This is a genomic window from Moritella sp. 36, from assembly GCF_018219415.1.
Lineage (GTDB): Bacteria > Pseudomonadota > Gammaproteobacteria > Enterobacterales > Moritellaceae > Moritella.
Genome location: NZ_CP056120.1, coordinates 4,775,575 through 4,797,695 on the forward strand (window position 1 = coordinate 4,775,575; position 22,121 = coordinate 4,797,695).

The 22,121-nt window shown below is 42.0% G+C and carries 9 protein-coding genes, 1 tRNA gene and 4 rRNA genes; 2 read left to right on the top strand and 12 right to left on the bottom strand.

Going from position 1 to position 22,121, the window contains the following annotated elements:
* Positions 1-49: 49 nt before the first annotated feature.
* Positions 50-337, bottom strand: a complete 288-nt coding sequence (gene rplY, locus HWV03_RS21240; RefSeq protein WP_198439038.1) for a 50S ribosomal protein L25 — start codon at positions 335-337, stop codon at positions 50-52.
* A 522-nt stretch (positions 338-859) separates the two neighbouring features.
* Between rplY and HWV03_RS21245 the strand changes: the two genes are divergently transcribed.
* Entirely contained in the window at positions 860-2,542 is a 1,683-nt protein-coding gene (locus HWV03_RS21245) for a DUF342 domain-containing protein (protein ID WP_211677812.1), read from the top strand.
* A 96-nt stretch (positions 2,543-2,638) separates the two neighbouring features.
* Here the strand turns inward: HWV03_RS21245 and HWV03_RS21250 are convergent, their stop codons facing one another.
* Entirely contained in the window at positions 2,639-3,874 is a 1,236-nt protein-coding gene (locus HWV03_RS21250; RefSeq protein ID WP_211677813.1) for a cystathionine gamma-synthase family protein, read from the bottom strand.
* A 97-nt stretch (positions 3,875-3,971) separates the two neighbouring features.
* Complete coding sequence (gene asnC, locus HWV03_RS21255; protein ID WP_006032709.1) at positions 3,972-4,433, bottom strand: transcriptional regulator AsnC; 462 nt, start codon at positions 4,431-4,433, stop codon at positions 3,972-3,974.
* A 271-nt stretch (positions 4,434-4,704) separates the two neighbouring features.
* Between asnC and miaA the strand changes: the two genes are divergently transcribed.
* Positions 4,705-5,628 carry a tRNA (adenosine(37)-N6)-dimethylallyltransferase MiaA gene (miaA, locus tag HWV03_RS21260; RefSeq protein WP_211677814.1) on the top strand — a complete coding sequence of 308 codons (924 nt, stop codon included), beginning with the start codon at positions 4,705-4,707 and terminating at the stop codon, positions 5,626-5,628.
* Between the two features lie 111 nt (positions 5,629-5,739).
* On the opposite strand, the gene HWV03_RS21265 is transcribed toward miaA, so the two are convergent.
* The 9 genes from HWV03_RS21265 to rrf (HWV03_RS21305) form a co-directional block, all read right to left on the bottom strand.
* Positions 5,740-6,918 carry a dicarboxylate/amino acid:cation symporter gene (locus tag HWV03_RS21265; RefSeq protein ID WP_255547191.1) on the bottom strand — a complete coding sequence of 393 codons (1,179 nt, stop codon included), beginning with the start codon at positions 6,916-6,918 and terminating at the stop codon, positions 5,740-5,742.
* Between the two features lie 242 nt (positions 6,919-7,160).
* Positions 7,161-9,188: an exodeoxyribonuclease V subunit alpha gene (gene recD, locus HWV03_RS21270; protein WP_211677816.1), complete on the bottom strand. Its 2,028-nt coding sequence runs from the start codon at positions 9,186-9,188 to the stop codon at positions 7,161-7,163.
* A complete protein-coding gene (gene recB / locus HWV03_RS21275) occupies positions 9,185-12,757 on the bottom strand; it encodes an exodeoxyribonuclease V subunit beta (protein WP_211677817.1) in 3,573 nt (1,190 codons plus the stop codon). Before recB ends, recD begins: the two co-directional genes overlap by 4 nt.
* On the bottom strand, positions 12,757-16,149 hold the full coding sequence (gene recC, locus HWV03_RS21280) for an exodeoxyribonuclease V subunit gamma (RefSeq protein WP_211677818.1): 3,393 nt from the start codon (positions 16,147-16,149) through the stop codon (positions 12,757-12,759). The genes recB and recC overlap by 1 nt, the downstream gene beginning before the upstream one ends.
* 341 nt (positions 16,150-16,490) lie before the next feature.
* Positions 16,491-16,606 (bottom strand): 5S ribosomal RNA (gene rrf, locus HWV03_RS21285).
* 141 nt (positions 16,607-16,747) lie between these two features.
* Positions 16,748-19,639 (bottom strand): 23S ribosomal RNA (locus tag HWV03_RS21290).
* A 248-nt stretch (positions 19,640-19,887) separates the two neighbouring features.
* Positions 19,888-19,963, bottom strand: a tRNA-Glu gene (locus HWV03_RS21295).
* Between the two features lie 119 nt (positions 19,964-20,082).
* Positions 20,083-21,627: ribosomal RNA gene (locus HWV03_RS21300) — 16S ribosomal RNA — on the bottom strand.
* 289 nt (positions 21,628-21,916) lie between these two features.
* A 5S ribosomal RNA gene (gene rrf / locus HWV03_RS21305) occupies positions 21,917-22,032 on the bottom strand.
* Together the 16S, 23S and 5S rRNA genes with 1 tRNA gene alongside form the textbook arrangement of a ribosomal RNA operon.
* Between the last annotated feature and the right edge of the window lie 89 nt (positions 22,033-22,121).

The following is a 22,121-nucleotide window of genomic DNA, read 5'->3' on the forward strand; positions in this document are numbered from 1 at the left end:
TGTCGAATCATCAACATGGCGCTCTTATCACAATTATAACAATCCGATATTAAGCGCGGATGAAATCAATGTGTTGTAGTTTTGGCTTGAACGCGTGGCGTTGCATAGCTTTAACTGTAACAGCCATTTCAGTACCGTCAACTACAAGCGTAATTACTGAAGAGAAGAACTCTTCGTTACGTTGTGCGTTGTTAACTGTATCGTGGTCTAGTTCGATAGAGATAGCTTCTTCGCCTTTACCGTAGATTACAGCAGGGAATTTGTTAGCGTGACGTAGGCGGCGGCTCGCACCTTTCCCAAGGTCAGAACGTACTTGTGCTTCAAAAGTGAAAGACATAATCTTTTCCTAATAAGTAGTAATATTTAGATCTGGACTAAAATCCAGATAAGTAAGCGTCTTTTAACTGCTGCCTGCGACCGGGCAACAACAGTATAATTAACGGGTGCGGATAATACCATGGCAGCCTTACCACAACAAGTAAATGCACAGAACTAAAAGATTCAGTCTATTTGAAATAAGGGAAATGTGCATCTATCGGGAATAAATACTATTTAACTCCCTTCAACATTTATTTCAACAAAAACAAGCCACCAAATAATGTACTTCAATAAAGAACAACTATGTAAAAGATTCGGAATATTATAATCAACAGAGATTACATTCTAAATAACAAATAAATTAGAGCTATCAAACAAAAAAACAATGTATCTAAACATAATAAACTCATCTATCTCTAAAGTAAGTTTTAGATCACTAAACCGAGCATTTCAATAGGTTATACTACTTTAGATAAAGTTTATGCTGCTATACTGGAACGTAACTCCCCCTAATATCAACGATAATACCTTAGGATCTTGTATGCTGGACTCAACATTAATTAGGCTAAGCGAAGATGATAACCAAGCCGAAGTCCGTCTGCTCCCAAATAAACACGCGCCACTCGAAATAACTGATTTACTTGAATTACTGAATATTGAGCCTTTCAATCAACTATCTCCTATTCTTGCGAACCTTGAAGAAGCCGTCACCCAAATAAATAAACTTACAGGTAAACGCGCCGGCGAAGAAGAACTTATCTTTATTCTCGCAGAGCGTAATAATTGTAAAATTGATATCAGCCTTAATGAAGACTGCATGCGAGCAGAAATTAATTTAACGGCTGGCTGGGGTGATAACCAAATTTCAATTGATGATATTTTAGCTGAGCTCACTAACAGCAACATCCACCTTGGTATTGATAAACAAAAAATAACGGAACAACTTACACAACTCTCGAGCCTATCACCCGGTGAACAAATTAAGATTACTGTTGCCGAAGGTCAACTTCCAATTAATGGCAAAGATGCCGAATTGAAACGCCAAGTATCATTAGCCCGAGAACGATTATTACAGCCACAAATAAAAACTGATGGTAATGTTGATATGCGTAACCTTGGTGAAATAAACATGGTTAAAACTAACGACGTACTCATCGAAAAAATACCCGCAGATAATGGCACCAAAGGATTCAACTTACTCGGTAAAGAGCTATTACCAAAGTCAGGTAAAGACACTAAGCTACAAGCAGGTCCTGGTACCCGGATCGACCCAAACAATCCTTTGAGATTACTTGCAACCATGACAGGACAAGCCGTTGAGGTCCAAGGCATCTTGCAAGTTGATGATATGCTAACGATTAAGAATGTAGATATAGGCACAGGTCATATTACGTTTAAAGGTAGCATTTTAATCACAGGTGATGTTGACGCCGAGATGATAGTGAAAAGTAGTGGTGATATAACCGTTATGGGGTTTGTTGACTCCGCAACCTTGGAAGCAGCAGGTGATGTTATCGTCAATAAAGGCATCTTAGGCCGTCAACTAACAAATAACGGGGACAGTCAACAGCTCGCGACTAAGGTTAAAGCACAAGGACAAATACGCGCTCAGTTTGTGCAATATTCCGAGTTAACCGCCGTTGGTGACATCACGATTACAAAACAATTATTACATAGTGTGACTCATACCCAAGGAAAACTGACGGTGAGTGATGGTTTTAACCGCCATGGTGATATCATTGGCGGCACTGTAAATGCGAATAATGGTATTGTAGTAGTCAACATTGGGGCGATGTCAGGCACCAAAACTGAAATTTTTTGTGCCATGCAAGAAGATGAAATTCGAGTGCAAGTACAAGACCGTAGCCTAGAATTAAAAGCGTTAGTTGAAGAAGATGATTCGCTGTGGCTCAAAATTAATAATTTACCGCCAAAAGATAAATGGAAACATGATCACGGTGTCGTTGCTGAAATCAAAGAAATGCTGTATGAAAAAAATAGGTTTAACCAACAACGCGTGAATGACGAAATAGAATTACAGCAACTACAACTTGAATTAGATCAATACTTTCACGTACACAACATTAAAGTAAGTAAATGTATATTTGATAACGTTACCTTACATGTAGGTACAGCATCAACCGTTACTCAGCGTGAGCACGGCCCTTGTCGAGTCATACATAAAGATAAACAAATTGACTTCGATTATGCTGATCATGGTTAGATAATAATAAATACCATGCTCACTAATTTTATATGTGCGAACAAAAAGGCCTAAGTGCTCACTTAGGCCTTTCTTTCAATATACGAGCTAATAAACTTACAGATTTGCTAGTGCTTGGGTAAAATCAGCCAGTAAATCATCAGTATCTTCAATACCAATTGAACAGCGGATCATATTCTCACTAATACCCGATTCCTGTCTTGCTACTAGGCCAATTTCATGGAAAATAGTTGACGCAACAGGCAGTGCTAAACTGCGGTTATCACCTAAATGCGTCGCGCCAATCACCAGCTTCAACTCATTTAAAAATTTGCAACAATCCAAACCTTCTTTCAAGTCTAAACTTAACATCGATCCAGATGCAGAAAATAATGATTTAGCACGAGCATATTCAGGATGTGATTCCAAACCAGGGTAATAAACACGTTCAACTTTTGGATGATTCTCTAACATCAATGCTAAAGCTAATGCCGAACCTGACGATTGCTTAATTCGCAGAGCCATGGTTTCTGAACCTAACGCTAATTGGCCAGCCGCTTCAGAACTCAGACAGGCGCCCATATCACGTAAGCCTTTCTTCTTCACTTGCGCATAACCCCACATAGCCGGGTCACCTTTACGGTACGCTTCAAATATATTCGGGTACTGTGACCAGTCAAATAAACCAGTATCTGTTACAGAGCCGCCAATCACATTTCCGTGACCACCAAAATATTTTGATAGTGAAGTAACGATAAGATGACTCTTCACGACTTTAGGTTGGAACAAATACGCTGACGTTAATGTATTATCAACAACATATAGTAAACCTTTGGCATCACATAACTCGCCGATTTCGGCTAAGTCACAAACTTGTGTAGCAGGATTTGCAATTGTTTCTACAAACACCATTTTCGTATTTTCTTGGCAAGCTGCAGCAACGTTAGCCACATCTGTCGCATCAACAAGTGTCACTTCAATGCCAAAACTTTTTAATGTACCAAATACACTTGAGGTATTACCAAATAAGAAACGGCTGGCAACAATATGATCGCCACCTTTTAATAAAGTCAAAAATACCGCAACAATCGCCGCCATACCAGAGCTAAAACATAGTGATGCTTTACCCTGCTCCATTTCGCAGATCATGTTTTGCAACATATCAATCGTTGGCGTAGCTTGACGAGCATAAGCTTGGCCAGCTTGGCGGCCTTGGAAGATATCGATAAGATCTTGAATGTCATCATAACCATAAGTGGCAGAGTTATAAATTGGCGCGTGAATAGCACCAAACTCTAAATTTTGGTTGTGATCATGATGAACTAAATGAGTAGTGAATCCCTGCTCTTTCATTGATATTCCTTCATACAACAAATTGACGTTAACCTCATTATTGATCAGGATGAGGCTAACTTATAGCATTTATATCATTTATAATTAGCGGTGAAAGTTATGGGTGAACACCACGACTAATTGGGTTTTGTAATGAGATCAATGTTTCGGTCGATTGTACTTCTTCAATCTGTTGAATTTTATCAATCAGTACTTTTTGTAGTTCATCAATCGAGCGCGTCATCAACTTAACAAAAATATTGTAATTACCCGTTGTGTAATACGCTTCTACGACTTCATCTAACGCTTTTAATTGTGCCAACGCAGAAGGGTAATCCTTTGCGCTCTTTAGATTAATACCAATAAAACAACACACGTCATAACCGAGCTTTTTCGGGCATACTTCAACTTTAGTGCCAAGAATAACCCCTGTTGTTTTCATTTTTTCGACACGTACATGAATAGTACCCGCACTTACGTTAAACTTTTTTGCCAGTTCAGCATAAGGTACACGCGCGTTAACCATGAGGGCATTAAGGATTTTTTTATCTAATTCATCAAGATTAGCATTAAGCGACATTACAACTTTTCCGATCATAAGTAACAATACAAGAAGGCGATTATAACGCTAAAACCCTAATCATCTAGCGTATAATTTGAATAATCTTGAAAAAATACCACCTTTTTGACTGCATAATTGAGATTTATCCAATATTCCATTAATTAATCTTTGAATTTCATCTAAATTAAAATAAGTTTCACGACAAAGTGAAAAAGACTATTGGTCACATAGCAAGCTTGAGTTACCATTTCGGCCTGCACACAGCGCAATTTTTCATTCAGGTAATTTCATGTCTCAACAACAATACAATCTTATCGTCGTACTTGGTGCGACCGCATCGGGGAAAACACGTTTAGGTGTCGATCTGGCAAAACAATTAAACGGGGAAGTAATCTCAGGTGATTCTCGACAGGTATATACTGGTTTAGATATTGGGTCAGGCAAAGATTTAGCTGAATATGGCGAGGTACCTTATCATTTAATTGATATTATCGAACCCGGTAAAGAATATAACGCCTTTCAATTCCAACGCGATTTCTTCAAGGTATTTAAAGACATTAACCAACGCGGTAAACTCCCCCTCCTTGTCGGCGGTACCGGTCTATATATAGATGCGGTGGTTGCTGGTTATGAATTTGTGCAAGTCGATAAAAATATTAGCCAGCGTGAACAGTTTTCCGACATGGCACTCGAAGCCGTACAACAAATCTTATTTGAATTAGACAGCGATGCGTATCAAGCAACCGATATTACCGTGCGACCACGCTTATACCGCGCCATTGAAATTGCCCAGCATACAACATCGCAAACCATGCCTCCGGTAAAAAAACCTCTACCTGATATTAAGCCACTTTATTTTGGGATAAAATGGGAGCGTAGTGTATTACGTCAACGTATTACTCTACGTTTAAAAGAACGCTTAGAAAACGGCATGATAGAAGAAGTGGAGGGCTTGCTAGCGCAAGGCGTTACACATGAGAAGCTTGAATACTTTGGCCTTGAATATCGTTTTGTCAGCCAGTATGTGGAAGGTAAAATAAGCTATGATGACATGTTTGATAAACTCAACGTGGCAATTCATAAATACGCGAAACGTCAAGACACTTGGTTTAGAAGAATGGAACGCCAAGGCGCAACAATTCATTGGTTAGATGGCACAGGTGATATAAACCAACAAGCGCAAGCTGTATTAAGTCAATTCCAACAAAGCTAACCCTCATCTCGAATAATAATTTAAGCCATAATTACCAACTATAAAAAAGCCACACCGAACGGGTGTGGCTTCTTATCTTATTAGCTTAAATATTTAGTAACTAAATTTTTATTATTTAGTTACTTGATGCTCTGGATTATATTTATCCATTACCACTGCACAAACAGCATCACCTGTAATATTCAATGCGGTACGCACCATATCAAAGATACGGTCTAACGCGAATAATAGTGGTAAACCTTCGATTGGTATGCCCGCAGCCAATAATACTGCAACAACAAGGAAAGACGGCCCAGGAACACCCGCTTGACCAATCGCACCTAATGTCGATGTGAAGATAATCGCAGCGTAAGCAGCCATGCCCAATTCAACATTAAACATTTGTGCAAAGAACACAGCTACTAAACCGTAATAAATAGCATTACCACTCATGTTGATCGTTGCGCCTAACGGCAATACAAACGATGCCGTTGAGTTAGCAATTTTTAATTCTTTTTCACATACTTCTAGTGTCACTGGCAATGTCGCCATTGATGACGCCGTCGATAATGCTAACGCTTGTGGTTTCTTCATTGCTGACATGAATTTCAGAACTGGTGTATCAGAGAAAAATTTAACTACCAGTGGATAGAAGATAAAGCCATAGATAATAATCGCAGCAATATAAACAACGAATAGTTTCATTACTACAGCTAGCGCACTAAAACCAAACGTACCAACTGATTCTGCCATCAGACCAAATACACCAATTGGGGCAATAACCATCACACAGTTAATCATCCAAACGAATGCATCAATAATGGTCTGTAAGCCATCCATAATTGGTTTTGCACGTTTACGCTCAACTTTCGTTAACGCAATACCAAAGAAGATACTGAATACTAAAATTTGGAGAATGTTACCACTGGTTAACGCACTAAAGACGTTAGTTGGGATCATGCCAATTATAGTCTCAAATACACCGGGCAGTGCACCCTGTTCAGCGGTTACAGCAACGAGACCAACTGTATTTTGAGAGAAATCAACACCAACACCTGGTTCAAATACGGTACCCATCACTAACGCCAGTGCAACAGCAATCGCAGACGTCAACATGAAGAATACAAATGTACCGACGCCAATTTTACCGGCAGAAGGACTATCACCGAGATTCGCCGCACCCGCAATAATCGATACCGCAACAAGTGGGATAACTAACATTTTGATCAGATTAATGAACAAGGCACCCAGTGGCGCAAAAATGGCAGCGCCTTCACCCATAAAGGCACCGACAGCAGCACCGATAATCATAGCAACTACAACTTGAAACCCAATATTTTTAACCAGACTATTTTTATCCTTAAGCAAAACACTCTCCTAATAAGGCTTTATGCGATATATTATACGCTAACAAAAACGCGGCGAAGATAACACAACAAGTTAGCTATAAATGTGATCAAACGCCAACTTTTTAAGTCCATGTTTGCAAAATCGATAACAAAGCAGTGCCTTTTTAGGATAAATGATAATCTAGGGTCTAAATCTACGATCCATCAATCTTGATTAAGTAATGCCATTAATCCACTCACACGTTCCGTACGTAATTTGATCGCTTTTTTCAGTACAGTGACGTTAGTAAATATGTCTAGTTTCTCTTTTGCACGGGTAATACCGGTATAAACGAGCTCTCTGGTTAGCACCGGGTTAAAGCGATTTGGTAGTATCATTACCGTATGTCGAAACTCAGACCCCTGCGATTTATGGATCGTCATCGCAAAGACAGTTTGATGTGGCGGCAATCTGCTAGGTAAAAAAGACTGCACATTACCGTCCGCCATTTCAAAATAAACCCGCATGCGATCATCTTCATCTAGCATACAAATGCCAATGTCACCATTGTATAAACCGAGACCATGATCGTTATTGGTGATCATGATCGGTCTGCCCGCATACCATTCAGACTGATTTTTACGGATCTTACGCGCCGACTGTAACGCCTTTTCGATGCGTTGATTTAAACCATGTACACCGAAGTCCCCCTCTCTGATCGCAGTTAGAATTTGAAAATCATTAAAACTGCGCAATATTGATTTAGCTTCGTCTTCGCTCGGTGATACCACAACCTTAGCAAGGTAATCTTGATAACCTTGTTTCGCCATTGTGATTAGTGCGTCGTAGGTTTCTGTCGATAACGGGTGCAAGTGAATATCATCGTGTTGATTTTCCCAAACACGATCAAACTCATTCAGATCACCTCGATTCACCGCGCTAGCTAAACAGCCAATACCGGATTCGGCATCAAAACGATAACTCTTACGTAATAAACACAAACTGTCATAAATAGCCGCTGCATCAGAGGCTTGATATTGACTCAGTTCATAGTCAGTAATCTTCGATAACCAGTTAGCTTGCTCTGCCGAATAACCGGACTCAGCATAAGCACAAATATCCGCCAATACAGAACCCGCTTCTACCGAGGCAAGTTGATCTTTATCGCCTAACAGTATCAATCGTGCATGCGGTGGTAATGCCGCTAACAACTTTGCCATTAGCGGTAAATCCACCATCGAGGCTTCATCTACCACCAACACATCAAGATGTAAGGGATTATCTTTATTATGACGAAATGCTTGTCGATTCGGGATAACACCTAATAATCTGTGTATCGTTCCCGCTTGCTCGGGGATAAGATCCGCGACGCTAACGTGTAAATCGAGTTTACCTTTGGCACCCGCAATCGATTCAGTTAACCGTGCAGCGGCTTTACCAGTTGGTGCTACAAGTTTAATGGTTAACGCTTGTTGCGCTAATAATCCCTGTTCGATTAATAACGCTAACAACTTGGTTACTGTTGTGGTTTTACCTGTACCCGGCCCCCCAGAGATAACTGAAAAGTGACGAGTAGCAGCAACCGCCACCGATAACTTTTGCCAGTTTAAGCAGTATGCTTCAGGTATTAAACTATCCAATGCATGTAGTTCTTGGGCATTTTTAGCCGTAAGTAATACCTGCTCAACATCCTGCCAACTAATCCGGCCTTTCTTCACCACATCAAGATATTTAGCCACAAATGTTTGCGCACTAAAATGACTTTCTCGCTCTTTGGCAAGTATAGGAAATAGGAAACCATAATCACGTTTGAACAAACGATTAAGACTGGCACTTAAATCAGGTTGCTGACTTTGTTTTGCCAAATCTTTTAATTGTTGCGCAACTTGTAACTCATAAGCCCAGTATCGCTGTAAATATAATTTATTGGCATCGTTCACAAACTGTAATGGTGCCGACTCACCAACCACCAACGAATTTTCTAATAATGTCGGCCAAGTAATGCTACGACTCGGGACTTCAGCCAGTAACAGATGTGAACGGGTTAAATTCAAATCAAATAACGCATTGCTGTCTATATTTTTTAAATCAATACAGACATGCCCTTTACCCAGTTGATAACTGGTTAAGCAAGCTAATAAAATAATAGCGGGGTCAGATTCATAATTACTGATAAAACGAGCAAACTGGTAATCCAATTGACGAATTTTATTTTCGTTGGCTAATTCTTTGAGACAATGAAGTACACTCATGATGCGAGTTCTCCTAAAAATAAGTCATCTAACTGCATAACAAAGTCGAATGATGGTTTAGTAAAGAATACGCCATATTGATCACCTGTTTCGACTTGCATGCCACGTAAGAACAAATAATAAACGCCACCGAAATGTTGCTCATAGTTGTAATCTGGGATACGTGAACGTAAGAAACGGTGTAACGCTAAGGTATACAGTTGGTACTGCAGTTCATATCTGTGCTCAATCATCACCTGATTAATCGCCCCAAAGGTATAATCCGCTTGGCTGTCACCTAAATGATTCGATTTATAATCCAGAACGTAATAACGACCTTCATAAACAAACACCAGATCGATAAAACCTTTTAACATGCCACTCACTTGCTGAAAATCAAGATCTCCAGCCTGCTGAGAAAGGCCATCATGCTGCTTGATCAATGTATTTAAATCATCACAGTTAAGCGATGAAATTGGCATAAAGAATTCCATCTCCACTTTTTTCTGGGTTGGCGTTAACTGGCGTAAACTAAAGCCATCCTGCAATGGACAATCCAGTACTTGGTTAACCAGTTCAAGTAATACTGGCAACCAAGCTAAGTCATACCCTTCGCGCTCGAGCAGTTGTAATATTTGCTCGGTGAGCATGTCTTCATCAACATTGGAAAAATCAATGTGCTCAAACACCGTATGCAATAAGGTACCGGCTGCAGCACCACGCGGGAAACTAAAAATATCCCAACGAATTTCCTGTTCATCTTCTTTTTCGGTATCCACTTCAGCATCGAATCCCGGTAATTCTAGCGATGCGTCATAGCTAGAATGACGGTTACCATGACTATGGCGAGATAATGCAGAATAACTCGTTACCCACCAGTTTTTACTAATCGGGTTTGTCATCGTCTTAGCTTGATAAACCACAGGCGGTGCAACGATGGGTTGATAAGCATCGACCGCCGCTAACGGTAGAGATACTACATCAACACAAGTCTGCTGCTCGGCAAGTTTTTCGATACAGGCTCTAAATTCAGTATCTTTGCACTCTTCGCCTTGCTGTAATAAATATCCCATCGCATTTAAGTGCATTTTATTATGAGAATTACCCATTTTAACAGCACCTAAGCCTAACCAAGTAGCATAAACACCCCGCGTTAATGCCACATATAACAGACGTAGATCTTCAGCAAGACGTTCTTGGTCAGCTTGTTCTTTCGCAGTCTCTAACGCTTCTTCGTCATCTAAATCAAGATGCACATAAGTATGGCCATCCTGATGATAAAGTGGGGTTGATGCTTGTCTTGTCGCACAAATAAACGGCAGGAATACTAAATTATATTCCAGCCCTTTTGATTTATGGATCGTCACGACCTGTACGAGATCGGCTTCACTTTCTAAACGAACCAGCTGCTCTTGCGCATCACTATTTGGGTTTTCAATTTTTTCACCAAACCAGCGGAACAGGCTATACTCACCATCTAATTCCAAACTCGCTTCTTGTAATAATTCGCCCAAATGCAGAACATCAGTCAAACGCCTATCACCACCTTGGGCTGAGAGCATGATCGCGGCAATATTTTGCTGATTAAGTAATAACCTTAATGCTGGTAAAAATCCTTGCCACTGTAGGGTATTTTGATATTGCTTAAATTCCGCAACGGTTTGTTCCCAGACTTTTTCATCATTACTCAGTTGGTCTAACTCAATAGCAGGTTTCTCAAAAATAGCGGTCGCTAATGCCGCTCGTAATAAACCTTCATCTTCAGGATTCAAAATAGCGGCAAAAATATGATACAACTCGCGCGCTTCACGGGTTGCAAATACACTTTCACGGTTCGACATATATACACTAGGGACAGATAAAGCATCGAGCTGGTCACGCACTAACTTAGCTTCCGCCCCCGTTCGCACAAGAACAGCAATATCTCCCGCTTTAACGGGCCGACCAGATAACATCGCATTACCTTGCTGCGCATCTGTCAATAATGTCGCAATCTGATTAGCGGTCGCTTTAGCATAGACTTGTTGATACAGGCCCTTGGTCATATTTTTCTGACCTTCTTCTTCGTGTAACCAAAGCTGTAACGCTGCAGGTTCAACACCATTCAATAACAAAGGTTTACTTTTACCTTGCGATTCAACAGGCTGAAAACTAATGCTGTCTTCATAAATGAAAGGTTTATTAGCATGTCCAAACACACGGTTTACCGCACTGACCATCGCAGTCGAAGAACGCCAATTTTTAGCTAAGGTGTAATGATCATCAACATTTTCACGGGCTTGCATATAGGTAAAAATATCTGCGCCACGGAAACTATAAATAGCTTGTTTCGGATCACCAATCATAAATAAACCAGCACCATCTTGTTTACTGTAGATAGTATTAAAAATATCGTATTGCTGCTGATCTGTATCTTGAAATTCATCAATCATGGCAATCGGATATTGGCTGCGAATACATTCAGCTAAACTCACAGCTTGATCGCCCACTAATGCCTCAGATAATCCCGACAACAGATCATCAAAAGACAATAGCTGTGATTGATTTTTGGTTTTCATCACACGAGCACGCACGTACTCAACCGCTTTCACAATAAAACAATCTTTAAGTGATAATGGCTGTTCTAATAAGACTTCAATATCGCAGAACACTGGATGCTCTGGTGATTGCTTGCCTTTTTTAGTTTTAGCGCTTAAAGCATGCTGGGCAAATTTAACGATACTATCAGGTAAGTCATTTTGCTTAGTTTCTGATTGCGACCAACTGAGCATTTCATTTAGCCACTTTGCTACGCTAGCAACACGATAACTATTGCCATTCAAGTTACCCGCTTGAATTAATTCACAGAGCTCACTGGCATTTGTAAACCATGCGTCTTTGACCTGCTGAATCGATAAAATTAATTTATCGTAACTCTGCTCAATATCGTCACTGCCAGTTTTAGCAATAAACTCGATATCTGTATTAGATAAGTATCCCGAAATATCGCGCAGCAGTGCTTGTGGCGAGGACCAGAAGCTATGTACCATATCAATCATACCGTCTTTATAACGATAGAAATGACTACGCCAAAAATCAGCAATAGCATTAAATTTTAGCTGCGATTCATCAGTAATAAATTCGCTTTCAAATAATGCCCCGGACTCAAATGCATTTTGCTTCAGCATACGCTGACAAAAGCCATGAATGGTATAAATAGCCGCTTCATCCATCTGCCTTTCTGCGGCCAATAATGATTTAGCACAACGCGCATAATCCTGAACGTGGGTATCAGCCAGTAACAGATTAATCACCGGATCATCACTATAGCCAATACTAAAAGCAATACGTGCTTGATGAATACGAGCCCGAATGCGATCACGTAATTCAGCCGTTGCCGCTTCTGTAAATGTTACTACCAATATTTGGTCTACATTTAATGCTTCGATTTGACCTTCTTTGTTATAAGCATTATCGCCGCCGTGCCCTAACAGCAAGCGCAAATATAAACTGGCAATAGTAAACGTTTTACCTGTACCTGCAGATGCTTCGATCAGACGTTCACCATAGAGGGGGAACGTCATCGCATTAAGAATATTTACGTCAGCCATTATTCAGCATCCTCCAGGTATTCAAATATTGGAAATAACACCGACTCTGAAGACGCAGACATTAATTTATATACCTCGTCATTTAAGCGTGGGAAACTACGTTGTAAATAGTCATCGGCATTTTCACCCATACGGTTATAGCCACCTTCGAAATTCAATACAGCTTCCGACCTTAATTTATAATCATCAGGTTCGGCTGTTGTACATTTAGTTTTTGCCCAAGTCCAACCAGTTTTAGGAAATAAGCCCAAAGGCTGACAACAACCATCGTTATAGACCTCAAGTAATTGAAACAACAATTCTCTCGCCCGAGGTTGCTCAATAACTCGAAGTCGTTGCACAACAGGTTTACCCGCAGTTAAATGGACAAGCGTTGTCGCTGCCGGATTTTTAATGCTAATACAGAAACATAAATGTTCTAACCAAACTTGCAGATAATCTTTACCATTAAAGCCACTTGGCTTATGTCGCACTAAGCCACCGTTGTATATTTGTTTTAACCAACCAACTAAACGGCCTGAAACCAAAGGAATATCGACTTCTATATCATCATTACAATTTGTTAATAAAGGCATTAATACCTGAGCAAGCTGACTAACAGTAGTGACTTCTTTATCTAATGAAATCTGTCCAAACCGACCAAGTGGTAAACGTCCAGAAGCAACCAAGCGTTCTGTCACTAAGTTAATTTCGCCTCCCATCAATTCCGTTTCCAATAATTGCGCTTTAAGGTGATATTTTTCTAAGTTATCAACATCAAACGGTTCGTCATCGAGCACATCAAGACTGGCCTGATTAAAATAAACTTTTAAACGTCGGTTAAAGAAATACTTAGTTGGATGGCGATAAAAACGTAATAGTTCAGCTAACTCGACCTCTTGCATATCATCGTTAGGGATTAACGCTGGTAGCGGTTCCGTCAGAAATTGTCTTAATTCTTCAGCGGGGGCTAACGCAGGTAACCACTCTTTGGCAAAAGAACAAGGCGCTAGCGGATCAAAATAACGGGCATCAAATGGCTGTAAAGCATGCTGCTGAATGAGATGCATCAATAATTTTTTCGCTGATTCATCTGGCGACAAGCCCTCATCACCGGTAATACAAAAACTTTGCTGACAATACTGTAATAATTCAGTTATTAACACTGATGGCAGGCGTTCACTCTTATCGCGAATACTACTGCCAATATAGCTGATATATAATTTACTTTGGGCTGAAATCAGCGCTTCCAAAAATAAATAACGGTCATCATCACGGCGACTACGATCCCCCTGTTTATGATCGTTAGCCATTAAATCAAAACCCATTGGCGGAATTGAGCGTGGATAAACACCATCATTCATACCAAGTAAACAGATAACTTTAAACGGAATTGAACGCATCGGCATTAGGGTACAGAAGTTAACTTGACCTGCGAGAAATTTTTGACTTGCACCGGCTTGTGATAACGCATTATTTAAATAATCACGTAATACTAACGGAGTGATTTGTTTGTCATAACTGGCACTTTTTAATTGCTCATCTAAATGTGAAAAAGCATCTCGAATCATTTTTATTGATTGCTCATCATCCACATCAATTTTATAAAAACTATCGATCAGCGTATTACCTAACTTGATCCAGTCTGCTATCGATTTAGGATCTTGTAATAACGTAAGACTATCTAATAATGCTTCAATAAAGTGAGCTAATTTACCGAGTAGTTCAGCTTCAATCCCCTGCACTTCTTGATAAGGCAATATGCCTTGATAAATATCATCACCACCATAAGCGTAACCTAGCAACATACGATGTAAGCCAAATAGCCAAGTATTTTGTTTCATCCCCGGTAAGTCAAAACGAGTTGCATCATCTTCATCTAAGCCCCAGCGAATACCAGATTCATCAATCCATTGACGTAATCGGTTAAACTCATCAGGCGTAATAGCAAAACGTGCCAATACAGCCGGTACTTCCAATAACGACAGCAATTCAGATACGTTACAACGCGATAAAGGTAGCGCTAGCAATTGTAAAAAACTAAGTAAAATAGGATTATCATACTGCGCGCCACTATCAGAGATAGAAAACGGAATATACCGTTCATCATAACGGTCCATCGCACCAAACACGGCTTGAATATAAGGACTGTAACCATTTACATCAGGCATCATGATAACCACATCTCGGGGATTAAGATCTGGGTTTGCCGAAAACATAGTAAGCAAATTATTATGTAATACTTCTATTTCCCGCATTGGGCTATGACAGCTATGCAGTTCCAGTGACGTGTCTTCAGGATTAATAGGGAGTTTATAACGACTATCTCGTGTATTGGCATCCTTTTGCGAAACATTAAACTCTGCCATACTGCGATCAGCCAAATCTAAAATATCACGCTGAATACTTGCAAGTAGTCCATCATCGGTCGGTTGCACAAAAACATCTAACTCCTGACAACCAAAACCTGTCAATAACGCTAAATTATCGCGACCCAGTTTACCCATAGACGCAAGTAGTGGATTACCCACTTTAAATGCGTCATCTTCATCAAAGAGAGCACGAACAGTTTGTTCATCATTGGCGCTGACTTTGTCACTCATACCGAGCGTTACATTGTGGTGATTAACCATGGTACGTTGCTTTAACAGCCATTTAGGATCAATTAAATCCCCCCAGTACAAGCGACAAGGGTTCGATAACATAAAGTGTATTTCAGTATGCATACCAAGTGCTTGTAATGCATCTAAATAACGCGGTGGTAATGCAGATACCCCGAATACAAAAATACGATCAGGTAGCAGCTTGGCATCAAAAGTTGAGCTATTCAGACGGGCGATAAATTGATCATATAAGTTGGCTCGGTGATAATGAGATTGTCCCAACGCGTCTGTTTTAGCAACTAATTCACGCCATAGTAATGGCTGCCAAGGATGAGTATCGGCATGCATATTATCACCACCTTCCCATCCCGCGATCCACTCAGGTCGGTACACCAAATATTGGTCAAACGTGTCCGATATTTTTTGACAGAGTTGAAATAAGCGGTAATCATCTTGATCATCCGCTAAATAATGCTTTAACGATTCGAATTCAGGTAGCACTAACAACTCAGGAAGTATTAGCATTAACTTCCAAGACATCGCCTCTTTATTAAATGCACTTTTGTCGGGAATGTCAGGCAATACTTTTTGGAACATCTTCCAAATAAAAGAAGCTGGTAATGGGAAGGTAATATTAGCCGATATGCCCATCGACTTTGCCAACTCCATTTTCACCCATTGCGCCATACCTGGACTTTGTACTAAAACTTGCTCTTCGACAAAAGGGTCGGCAAGTGGATCTTTCGCAATAAAGTGAGCCATTAGCTCTTTTAAAATATCTAACTGATTCGAATGATAAAGATTAAACACGGTAACTCCAGACTGATAACCTACTGGAATTGTGGGGCATACGAACTCACTATGCAATGTAGAAAAAACGACATGTTGGTTTTTGCGACAGAAATATGAAAACGAACTCCTAGATGAAACTAAAAGCGCAGAGATTCACGGTCTTTATCATTTAAACAGAAAATATTACGAATCCCAAATACACAAAAACCAGCCCACGGCTGGTTTTTTTATTGTCTATCACTGGGCTTAATTCAAGCCGGCGTAAAGTTTGTAATTTAACATAAGCAATATCCTTATCTTTAAATTACAGACACAAAAAAGCCGATATCATTGCTGATATCGGCTCTCTCTAATTTGGCGCTTGGCGATGCCCTACTCTCACATGGGGAAGCCCCACACTACCATCGGCGTTATTACGTTTCACTACTGAGTTCGGAATGGGATCAGGTGGTACCGCAACACTATGGTCACCAAGCAAATTTGGTTTGCTTTCAAGTTGTATCTTTAAAATCTGAAAAGCTATAAATAAAGAAGTCTTTAAAACCTATCTTTCGATAAATAGTAGTGTTCAATCTATTCTTAAGTCGATATTTCAATTAATCATACTTTAATTTGTATGGTTAAGCCTCACGGGTAATTAGTACAAGTTAGCTCAATGCCTCACAGCACTTACACACCTTGCCTATCAACGTTGTAGTCTCCAACGGCCCTTCAGGGGACTTAAAGTCCCAGTGAGAACTCATCTCGAGGCCTGCTTCCCGCTTAGATGCTTTCAGCGGTTATCAGTTCCGAACTTAGCTACCGGGCAATGCTATTGGCATAACAACCCGAACACCAGTGGTTCGTCCACTCCGGTCCTCTCGTACTAGGAGCAGCTCCTCTCAATTCTCAAACGCCCACGGCAGATAGGGACCGAACTGTCTCACGACGTTCTAAACCCAGCTCGCGTACCACTTTAAATGGCGAACAGCCATACCCTTGGGACCAACTTCAGCCCCAGGATGTGATGAGCCGACATCGAGGTGCCAAACACCGCCGTCGATATGAACTCTTGGGCGGTATCAGCCTGTTATCCCCGGAGTACCTTTTATCCGTTGAGCGATGGCCCTTCCATTCAGAACCACCGGATCACTAAGACCTACTTTCGTACCTGCTCGACGTGTCTGTCTCGCAGTTAAGCTGGCTTATGCCTTTGCACTAACCACATGATGTCCAACCATGTTTAGCCAACCTTCGTGCTCCTCCGTTACTCTTTGGGAGGAGACCGCCCCAGTCAAACTACCCACCAGACACTGTCCGCAATCCCGATAAGGGACCTACGTTAGAACATCAAACGTACAAGGGTGGTATTTCAAGGTTGACTCCACATCATCTAGCGACAATGCTTCAACGTCTCCCACCTATCCTACACATGTAGGTTCAATGTTCAGTGCCAAGCTATAGTAAAGGTTCACGGGGTCTTTCCGTCTAGCCGCGGGTACACTGCATCTTAACAGCGATTTCAATTTCACTGAGTCTCGGGTGGAGACAGCGTGGCCATCATTACGCCATTCGTGCAGGTCGGAACTTACCCGACAAGGAATTTCGCTACCTTAGGACCGTTATAGTTACGGCCGCCGTTTACCGGGGCTTCGATCATGAGCTTCGACCTAAGTCTAACCCAATCAATTAACCTTCCGGCACCGGGCAGGCGTCACACCGTATACGTCATCTTTCGATTTTGCACAGTGCTGTGTTTTTAATAAACAGTTGCAGCCACCATTTCTCTGCGACCGACAATAGCTTACGGAGCAAGTCCTTCACCATCATCGGCGTACCTTCTCCCGAAGTTACGGTACCATTTTGCCTAGTTCCTTCACCCGAGTTCTCTCAAGCGCCTTAGTATTCTCTACCTAACCACCTGTGTCGGTTTGGGGTACGATTCTCTTATATCTGAAGCTTAGAGGTTTTTCCTGGAAGCCGGGTATCAACTACTTCATCTCCGTAGAGACTCGTCATCAGCTCTCAGCCTTAATGTGCGCCCGGATTTACCTAAGCACACAGCCTACAACCTTAAACATGGACAACCATCGCCATGCTAGCCTAACCTTCTCCGTCACCCCATCGCAATATAAGTGAGTACAGGAATATTAACCTGTTTCCCATCGACTACGCCTTTCGGCCTCGCCTTAGGGGTCGACTCACCCTGCCCCGATTAACGTTGGACAGGAACCCTTGGTCTTTCGGCGTGGAGGTTTTTCACCCCCATTATCGTTACTCATGTCAACATTCGCACTTCTGATACCTCCAGCAAGCTTCTCAACTCACCTTCGACGGCTTACAGAACGCTCCTCTACCATGCAAGAACAAGTCTTGCATCCGTAGCTTCGGTGGTATGTTTAGCCCCGTTAAATCTTCCGCGCAGACCGACTCGACCAGTGAGCTATTACGCTTTCTTTAAAAGATGGCTGCTTCTAAGCCAACTTCCTGGCTGTCTGAGCCTTTCCACATCGTTTCCCACTTAACATACACTTTGGGACCTTAGCTGACGGTCTGGGTTGTTTCCCTTTCCACGACGGACGTTAGCACCCGCCGTGTGTCTCCCGCGATTGAACTTATTGGTATTCGGAGTTTGCAAAGGGTTGGTAAGTCGGGATGACCCCCTAGCCTTAACAGTGCTCTACCCCCAATAGTTAGACGCGAGGCGCTACCTAAATAGCTTTCGAGGAGAACCAGCTATCTCCCGGTTTGATTGGCCTTTCACCCCCAGCCACAAGTCATCCGCTAATTTTTCAACATTAGTCGGTTCGGTCCTCCAGTTGATGTTACTCAACCTTCAACCTGCCCATGGCTAGATCACCGGGTTTCGGGTCTAATCCCAGCAACTATTCGCGCAGTTAACACTCGGTTTCCCTACGGCTCCGCTATTCGCTTAACCTTGCTACTGAAATTAAGTCGTTGACCCATTATACAAAAGGTACGCAGTCACAGAACAAGTCTGCTCCCACTGCTTGTACGTATACGGTTTCAGGTTCTATTTCACTCCCCTCACAGGGGTTCTTTTCGCCTTTCCCTCACGGTACTGGTTCACTATCGGTCAGTCAGTAGTATTTAGCCTTGGAAGATGGTCCTCCCATATTCAAACAGCATATCACGTGTGCCGTCCTACTCGATTTCACAGTAAGGTCGTTTTCATGTACGGGACTATCACCCTGTATCGTGAAACTTTCCAGAATCTTCCACTAACTTCCAAACTGCTTAAGGGCTAGACCCCGTTCGCTCGCCGCTACTAAGGGTATCTCTATTGATTTCTTTTCCTCGGGGTACTTAGATGTTTCAGTTCTCCCGGTTCGCTTCGCAACGCTATGTATTCACGTTACGATACTCTACAAAGTAGAGTGGGTTCCCCCATTCGGAAATCTGTGGATTAACGCTTTTTATCAACTCCCCACAGCTTAACGCAGATTAACACGTCCTTCATCGCCTCTGACTGCCTAGGCATCCACCGTATACGCTTAGTCACTTAACCATACAATCTAAAGTCGACTGTACAATTGAAATAACTAGGTATTATCTAGTTTTTTTCGCCTCAAGAATACTCAAGAACACTATATTGTTATTACCGAAGTAATAACGTGTTTTAAGAACTTCTTTATTTATTCAGCTTTCCAAATTTTTAAAGAGCAATTTGCTAAAAAGCAAAGATAAGCATTCGCTGCTTAGCTTTGATTTTTAATCAGAAAGAAAAAATACTCCATCTTCCTTACAGAAGAAAGATGGTATCCCGTACGAGATTTGAACTCGTGTTACCGCCGTGAAAGGGCGGTGTCCTAGGCCTCTAGACGAACGGGACACTATTTACTTTCTACGTTTGGATTTCATCCCAAACGTTGTCTTATTTTCATAAGACTGTCTTTAACGTTTCTATTCAAGCAATTTGTGTGGGCACTTACAAAAATTAACAACTTTACGTAAGGAGGTGATCCAGCCCCAGGTTCCCCTAGGGCTACCTTGTTACGACTTCACCCCAGTCATGAACCACACCGTGGTCATCGCCCTCCCGAAGGTTAAGCTAATGACTTCTGGTGCAGCCCACTCCCATGGTGTGACGGGCGGTGTGTACAAGGCCCGGGAACGTATTCACCGTGACATTCTGATTCACGATTACTAGCGATTCCGACTTCATGGGGTCGAGTTGCAGACCCCAATCCGGACTACGACGCACTTTATGGGATTCGCTTACCATTGCTGGTTTGCAGCCCTTTGTATGCGCCATTGTAGCACGTGTGTAGCCCTACTCGTAAGGGCCATGATGACTTGACGTCGTCCCCACCTTCCTCCGGTTTATCACCGGCAGTCTCCTTAGAGTTCCCACCATTACGTGCTGGCAAATAAGGATAGGGGTTGCGCTCGTTGCGGGACTTAACCCAACATTTCACAACACGAGCTGACGACAGCCATGCAGCACCTGTCTCATAGTTCCCGAAGGCACCAATCCATCTCTGAAAAGTTCTATGGATGTCAAGAGTAGGTAAGGTTCTTCGCGTTGCATCGAATTAAACCACATGCTCCACCGCTTGTGCGGGCCCCCGTCAATTCATTTGAGTTTTAACCTTGCGGCCGTACTCCCCAGGCGGTCTACTTAATGCGTTAGCTTAAGAGCCCAGTTCTCAAGGAACCAAACTCCGAGTAGACATCGTTTACGGCGTGGACTACCGGGGTATCTAATCCCGTTTGCTACCCACGCTTTCGCATCTGAGCGTCAGTTACTTGCCAGGTGGCCGCCTTCGCCACTGGTATTCCTTCAGATCTCTACGCATTTCACCGCTACACCTGAAATTCTACCACCCTCTCAAGAACTCTAGTTTGCCAGTTCGAAATGCAGTTCCCAGGTTGAGCCCGGGGCTTTCACATCTCGCTTAACAAACCGCCTGCATGCGCTTTACGCCCAGTAATTCCGATTAACGCTTGCACCCTCCGTATTACCGCGGCTGCTGGCACGGAGTTAGCCGGTGCTTCTTCTGCGAGTAACGTCACAGCAGTAGAGTATTAATCTACTGCCTTTCCTCCTCGCTGAAAGTACTTTACAACCCTAAGGCCTTCTTCATACACGCGGTATGGCTGCATCAGGGTTTCCCCCATTGTGCAATATTCCCCACTGCTGCCTCCCGTAGGAGTCTGGACCGTGTCTCAGTTCCAGTGTGGCTGATCATCCTCTCAGACCAGCTAGGGATCGTCGCCTTGGTGAGCTCTTACCTCACCAACAAGCTAATCCCACTTGGGCTCATCTAGTCGCGAGAGCTTTCAAGAAGAGGCCCCCTTTCACCCGTAGGTCGTATGCGGTATTAGCAGTCGTTTCCAACTGTTGTCCCCCTCGACTAGGCAGATTCCCAAGCATTACTCACCCGTCCGCCGCTCGACGCCAGAATAGCAAGCTATTCTTCGTTTCCGCTCGACTTGCATGTGTTAAGCCTACCGCCAGCGTTCAATCTGAGCCATGATCAAACTCTTCAATTAAAAGTTTTTTGACTAATCAACGTTGTTGATTAAGTCGGCTCAATGAATTCTGTACTTCAACAACAAACCGAGGTTTGTTGTTTATAAAACCAAATCTTTCGATTTAATTTAATGTTCACAATTACATTGATATAATTTTTGGTCATTATATCTCTGCAAGTGCTCACACAGATTGCTTGAATAAATTGTTAAAGAGCATTGGCGTGTTAAACACGGCAATTTTCAAATATCACTCAAGGAGTGTTATCTGAAAATTGCTGTAACTATCGTTACAACAATTTAATTTGGCGCTTGGCGATGCCCTACTCTCACATGGGGAAGCCCCACACTACCATCGGCGTTATTACGTTTCACTACTGAGTTCGGAATGGGATCAGGTGGTACCGCAACACTATGGTCACCAAGCAAATTTGGTTTGCTTTCAAGTTGTATCTTTAAAATCTGAAAAGCTATAAATAAAGAAGTCTTTAAAACATAAAGTGTTCTGTCTATTC